This window comes from Micromonospora craterilacus (assembly GCF_003236315.1).
Classification (GTDB): Bacteria; Actinomycetota; Actinomycetes; order Mycobacteriales; family Micromonosporaceae; genus Micromonospora; species Micromonospora craterilacus.
Map to the genome: position 1 here is coordinate 1 of NZ_POTY01000546.1, position 574 is coordinate 574.

Annotated in this window: 1 pseudogene; it reads left to right on the top strand. The window is 73.7% G+C overall.

The annotated features are described in order from the left end of the window. Positions 1–574: pseudogene (locus C1I95_RS34355) on the top strand (peptidase); the annotation flags it as partial.

Consider the following 574-nt stretch of genomic DNA (forward strand, 5'->3'; position numbering starts at 1 on the left):
CCCCACGCCCACCCACCTGATGTACGCGCTGGACGCCGGCACCGGCCAGGCCCGCTGGCTCAGCCACGAGTCCGCCCCACAGCCCTGGACCGACGAATATGTGGACGGGAAGGTCTCCGTCGCCGACGACTTCCCCGGCATCGGCCGCGACGAACTGCTCGCCGGCCCGGCGCAGGCGGCCACCCTGCCGGCACCCCGGCTCGACGTGCTCGCCGACACCACCACCGCCGGCGAACGCACCCTGCGGCTGCGGCTCACCCCGCAACGCCAGGTACGCCTGGCCACCCTGCACGTCGACACGTCCACCGCTGAGGTGCGCGCCGCCCAGGTGGCGGGACGACCGGTGCCGGTCGAGGTACGCGACGGCCGGTGGGGTTTCGGCGTCGTCTTCCACGCCCCGCCACCCGAGGGAATCGAGATCACCCTGACGCTCACCCCGCGAGCCGGGCAGATCCTGCTCCGAGCGATGGACGCCAGCGACGGCCTCGACAACCTGCCCGGCTTCCGCCCCCGCCCACCCGACGTCGGCATCGCCGGCTCCCACACCTCCGAAATGCTCGCCGTAGCCCACACC